Here is a 5609-nt window from a genome sequence, read left to right on the forward strand (position 1 = left end):
GCCGGCAACCGCCCCGGCCGGCACACCCTCGGCGGGTCCGGCAGCGGCGAGCGCCCCCCGCCCGTAACGGAGATCTCTGCCTCTCCCATTTTTCTTCCGTTCTCTGGTGGCGCCCCGGCAGATCATCCCTGCGCCAGAGAACCGGAACCCAACCCGCACCGGGCAACGCCACCCGCGGCCCGCGTGCACCTTCCCGCTTCTCTTTCGGCAAGGAGCCATATTTACCATGTCCATCAATGAGGAAACACCACCGCGGATCACGCCGGTCCAGGCGCTTCGGGAGCATCTCGACCGGTGGAAGAACGGCCAGGGACGCGAATACCCACAACCCGACGGTGAGACGACATTCGCCTGCGACATGGGCGACAGCCGCTATGGCTGCCCGTGGTGCGACAACGTCGAATGGCCCGACGGCAACCCCCTGGATGTCGCCTGATGGCCGCGGGGGAGGGGGCCGGGAAGGACCGGCGGAAGCGGCGGCGTTCCCAGGGTGAAGGGGCGCTGTTTCAGCGGGCGAGCGACGGCCTGTGGGTCGGTCGCATCGATCTCGGCTGGGCGGACGGGAAGCGCGTCCGTAAGACCGTCTACGGCAAGACGGAGAAGGAATGCCGCGAGAAGCTCACCAAGGTCAGGAATGCGGCCGAACTCGGCGTCAACGTCACGGCAGAGCGCCGGACGGTCGCGGTGTGGCTGACGGAGTGGCTCGCTATCAAGGAGGACGACGGAACGCGGGCGTCGACGCTGCGGGCCTACCGTTGGCTGATCACCACGCACATCGTGCCGGTGATCGGCCGTGTGCAGCTCGACAAGCTGACCCCGTTGGACGTGCGGCGGCTCGTCGCGGCGGCGAAGAAGTCGGGGCTGTCGGCGGGGAGCGTCCGCCACGTGCACAGCCTGATCCGCAACGCGCTGGCGGAGGCCGAACGGCTGGACCTGGTGGCGCGCAACGTGGCGAAGGCGGTCAAGGCTCCGGCGGTGCCGCACCGGGAGATCCGGGCTCTCCGGCCGGAGGAGGCACGGCGGCTCGTCGAGGTGCTCCGCGGTGAGCGGCTGGAAGGGGTGTTCGCCTGCGCGCTGATGCTCGGGCTTCGCCGCGGGGAGATCCTCGGTCTGCGCTGGGTGGATGTCGACTTGGACGGGGCGACGCTGCACGTCCGGCAGACGCTGCAACGGGTGGACGGGGCGTTGGCGTTCGTGCCGGCGAAGACGGAGCGGTCCCACCGGCGGCTGCCGATCCCCCCGAAGCTGGTGGCGATCCTGCGGCGGCACCGGGCCACCCAGGCGGCGGAACGGACGGGCCTCGGCGAGGCGTGGACGGAAACCGGGCTGGTGTTCACCTCGTCGGTCGGCACGCCGCTGGAGCCGCGCAACGTCAACCGGCGGTTCGATGTGCTGCGCCGTCAGGCCGGGTTGCCGTGGCTGCGGCTGCATGATCTGCGCCACGCCTTCGCGTCGATGCTCTTTGCCGAGGGTGTACCGGCGCGGACGGTGATGGAGCTGCTCGGGCACTCCACGATCCAGCTCACCATGAACACCTACACCCACGTAATGCCGGAGACCCAGCGCGACGCGGTCGGCCGGCTCGACCGGATCTTCGGCGATCAGGCGGACGACGAAGAGGATGTCGATCAGACAAACGAAGAGGGGGGCGGGGAGGAGCTCGCGGGCTGACCGTGTACCCGAGCGAATCGGCGGCGCCCCGGGATGGCTGTGTACCTTGCAGCGCCCGGGGCGTCTGCCATCAGGGCATAGAGAGGCTGGGGTACAGAAGTGGGTACAGAGACCTTCTGGAAGAGACTACCGAGAGTCATACGACCTGGTAGATACGGGTGCGCCGCCAGGGACTTGAACCCCGAACCCGCGGATTAAGAGTCCGCTGCTCTGCCAATTGAGCTAGCGGCGCGTTGCCTCCGCGTCCCCGCGGCGACATGCAGAACTCTACCAGGCGCTGGAGACGAGTGGCCGGGGGGTGCGGGCGCGGCGCTCGGTACCGGCGGCCACCTTGGAGATCGCCGATGGCGGGGGCTCCGTGTCCCTGTGTGTCCTCCGGGGCTGATCTTGCTCGGGACCTTGCTCAGGATCTTGCTCGGGACCCGCGGCTTCCTGTGGTCCCGGCTCGGAGCCGTGACGGGCATCAGCGGGGTTCCAGGAATGTTTCGCTGATAGACATGACGTGGCCGACGCCGCGGGCCTGCCGGACGTACGGTCAGGCCGGGACACCGCGGTGAGGCTGGGACGCGGCGGCTTTGGCGTCTCGTCCCTTCCTTCGCGTCCGATCCGGACCGGCGTCACGCGGGTACCGAATCGGACCTGACGACCTGGAGGCCCACCGCGAGCTCCGAAGCATCGTCCGCTGACACGGCCCGTCCCTCGCACGGACCGCCGGATCGGCCGGACCCCAGTCCGCATCCGGCTCCGGGTCCCGTCGAGCGATCGCAGTTGCCCAGTCCACGCCCACGGCCCCAACCAGCCGAGGAGCCTGCCGCGCCCGGGCCGGAGAAAGCCGAGGAGGCCGGGCCGGAGAAACCGGTGGCCGGCTGGCTGCGCAGGATTCTCCGCGAGATCCTCGTGTACCGCCGCAACGCCGCCTTGGCCTTCGGCGCCGCGCTGCTCGGCACGCTCGTCACGGCCGCCGTCCCGTTGGTCGAGCGGCAGGTCATCGACAACGTCGTCGTCACGCACCGCCACCCTCTCGCACCCTACGTCGCCATTCTGCTCGGGGCTGGGGTCGTCGTCTTCGCCGCCGCGTTCGTCCGACGCTACGTCGGTGGTCGGCTCTCCCTCGACGTCCAGTACGATCTGCGCGACGCCGTCTTCAGCGCCATCGAGCGCCTCGACGGGGCCCGGCAGGACCAGCTCCAGACCGGGCAGGTGGTGAGCCGGGCGATCTCGGACGTCACCGTGGTCCAGGGTCTGCTGTCCTACCTGCCGATGATGAGCGGCAACCTGGTGCTCTTCGTCGTGTCCCTTGTGGTGATGGCCTGGCTGTCCCCGCTGCTCACCGTCATCGCGCTCGCGCTGGGGCCGGCGCTGTTCATCGTCGGCTACGGCGCCCGACGCACGGTCTTCCCGGCGACCTGGGCGGCGCAGCAGCAGGCTGGCGAGGTTGCCGGAGTGGTCGAAGAGGCCGTCGCCGGCGTCCGGGTGGTGAAGGGGTTCGGACAGGAGGCCCGCGAGCTGGACCGGCTGGCGGTGGACGCCCGGTGGCTGTTCGCGCTTCGGATGCGTGCGGTGCGCATCACCAGCAGGTTCGGTGCGGCGATGCAGGCCGTTCCCGCGCTCGGTCAGGTCGCGGTGCTGGCGCTCGGCGGCTGGCTGGCGCTGACGGACCGGATCACCCTCGGTACCTTCCTCGCGTTCAGCACCTATCTCGGCGCCCTGATCGGGCCGACGCGGACCCTCGCCGGTCTGCTCACCGTGGGCCAGCAGGCCAAGGCCAGCACGATACGCATCTTCGAGATCATCGATTCGCAGCCGGCGATCATGGACCGGCCGGACGCCGTGCGCCTTGGCCGGATCCGCGGGCTGGTCGACCTAGACAGTGTCACGTTCGGCTACGTTCCGTCTCGCCCCGTGCTGCGGGACGTGAGCCTGCGGATCGAACCGGGGGAGACGGTCGCCCTCGTCGGCACGTCCGGTTCGGGCAAGTCGACGGTTGCGATGCTGCTGCCGCGGTTCTACGACCCCCAGGCCGGGACGGTCCGCCTTGACGGTGTGGACATCCGCACGGTGACACTGTCGTCGCTGCGGGCGCAGATCGGGGTCGTCTTCGAGGACAGTTTCCTGTTCTCCGACACGGTGCGCGCGAACATCGCCTACGGCCGGCCGGGTGCCACGGACGACCAGATCATCGCGGCTGCGCGGGCGGCGCAGGCGGACGTCTTCATCCGCGGCCTGCCCGACGGCTATGACACCGTCGTGGGAGAACAGGGCCTGACTCTCTCCGGCGGCCAGCGCCAGCGCGTCGCGCTCGCCCGCGCGCTACTCACCGATCCCCGCGTCCTGCTCCTCGACGACGCGACCTCGGCCGTGGACGCCCGGATCGAGGCCGAGATCCATGACACGCTTCGGACGATCATGCGTGGCCGCACCACTCTGCTCATCGCGCACCGGCGCTCCACCCTGCGCCTCGCCGACCGGATCGCCGTGCTCGACGCCGGCCGGATCGTCGACGTCGGGACCGAGGCCGAACTGACGGCCCGATGTCCTCTGTTCCGCCATCTGCTCGCCGGCCCCGGCGAGGGCCTTTCTGACCAGCTCTCGTCCCCGGCCCCCGACCCCGGCCTTTCTTGCCTGTCCAGAGGGATAAATCAGACGCAAAAGGCTCTGGACAGGCAAGGAAGTAGACAAGGGAAAGGAAAGGGAAATGGTCTCCGGGGTGGTGCTACCCGGGGCGGTCTCGGCCGGGGGCTCGGCGGCGGGGGCCCCTTCGGTGACATGCCGGCGACCCCCGACCTGCTCGCCCGGGTCGACGCCCTGCCCCCGGCGCTCGACGAGCCGCGGGTCGACCAGGCTGCGGCGGCCGCCCCCGACCCGGCATTCTCGCTGCACCGGCTGCTGGCCGTGGTCCGCTGGCCGCTCATCCTGGGCCTGCTGCTGGTGGCGGCAGACGCCGTCGCGGGTCTCGCCCTGCCGGCGTTGGTGCGGCATGCCGTCGACGCCGGCGTGAGCGTCGGGGCACGTGACGTCCTGTTCGCCACCGCCGGTGTCGCGCTGGCGGTGGTGCTGGTGAACTGGGCGGTGCAGGTGTGGCAGACCCGTGTCACGGGCCGGATGGGGGAGCGGCTGCTCTACATCCTGCGGGTGAAGACCTTTGCGCAGCTGCAGCGCCTCGGACTCGACTACTACGAGCGCGAGCTCGCCGGCCGGATCATGACCCGGATGACGACCGATGTCGACGCCCTGTCGACCTTCCTGCAGACCGGCCTGACCACCGCCATCGTCAGCCTGCTGTCCTTCTTCGGCGTCCTGGTGGCGTTGATCGTGCTGGACGCCGAGCTCGCCCTGGTCGTCGTCGCCGTACTGCCGATCCTGATCGTGGCGACGGTGGTGTTCCGGCGTCGTTCCTCCGCCGCCTACACCGAGTCCCGGGAATGGGTCAGCGCCGTCAACGCATCGCTGCAGGAGAACCTGACCGGGCTGCGCATCGCCCAGGCGTTCGGCCGGGAAGCGGTCAACCAGGCGAGGTTCCGCGAGCTCGCGGACAGCTACCGCCGCTCGCGGCTGCGGGCACAACGGATGATCGCTCTCTACTTCCCGTTCGTCGAGTTCCTCTCCCGGATCGCGGGTGCTCTCGTGCTGGGAATCGGCGCCCACCTGGCCGTCGGCGGATCCCTGTCGCCGGGAGCACTACTCGCGTTCCTGCTCTACGTGGACCTCTTCTTCGCGCCGGTGCAGCAACTGTCCCAGGTGTTCGACGGTTATCAGCAGGCCCGGGTCGGTCTGCGCCGGCTTTCCGAGTTGCTGCGGACTCCGACCTCGACGCCGTCGGCCGAGTACCCGCGACCGGTCGGACGGCTGGCCGGCGAGGTGGTCCTGGACGGCGTCCGGTTCGCCTACGTGGGAGGCACCGCCGCGCGGACGGAGAACGCGGGGCCGGGGGGAAACGC

Annotated in this window: 3 protein-coding genes and 1 tRNA gene; 3 read left to right on the forward strand and 1 reads right to left on the reverse strand. The window is 70.0% G+C overall.

Annotated features, from left to right (window positions below; genetic code table 11):
* Positions 1–226 precede the first annotated feature (226 nt).
* Together AC08OO_RS17890 and AC08OO_RS17895 are read left to right on the forward strand one after the other, a co-directional pair.
* Positions 227–436, forward strand: a complete 210-nt coding sequence (locus AC08OO_RS17890) for a hypothetical protein (RefSeq protein WP_476610879.1) — start codon at positions 227–229, stop codon at positions 434–436.
* Positions 436–1671 (forward strand): tyrosine-type recombinase/integrase, encoded by a 1236-nt coding sequence (locus tag AC08OO_RS17895; protein ID WP_476610878.1) that lies wholly within the window; start codon positions 436–438, stop codon positions 1669–1671. Before AC08OO_RS17890 ends, AC08OO_RS17895 begins: the two co-directional genes overlap by 1 nt.
* Positions 1672–1830: 159 nt before the next feature.
* Here the strand turns inward: AC08OO_RS17895 and AC08OO_RS17900 are convergent.
* Positions 1831–1903, reverse strand: a tRNA-Lys gene (locus tag AC08OO_RS17900).
* Between the two features lie 536 nt (positions 1904–2439).
* On the opposite strand from AC08OO_RS17900, the gene AC08OO_RS17905 reads away from it, so the two are divergent.
* Positions 2440–5609 (forward strand): ABC transporter transmembrane domain-containing protein (locus AC08OO_RS17905; RefSeq protein ID WP_476618798.1); only part of this gene is annotated, 3170 nt, incomplete at its 3' end.

This window comes from Frankia sp. CeCAU1, from assembly GCF_977971845.1.

Bases quoted from the DNA above. Each gene is read 5' to 3' on its own strand.
- AC08OO_RS17895 (WP_476610878.1), top strand. From the start codon at position 436: ATGGCCGCGGGGGAGGGGGCCGGGAAGGACCGGCGGAAGCGGCGGCGT.
- AC08OO_RS17890 (WP_476610879.1), top strand. From the start codon at position 227: ATGTCCATCAATGAGGAAACACCACCGCGGATCACGCCGGTCCAGGCG.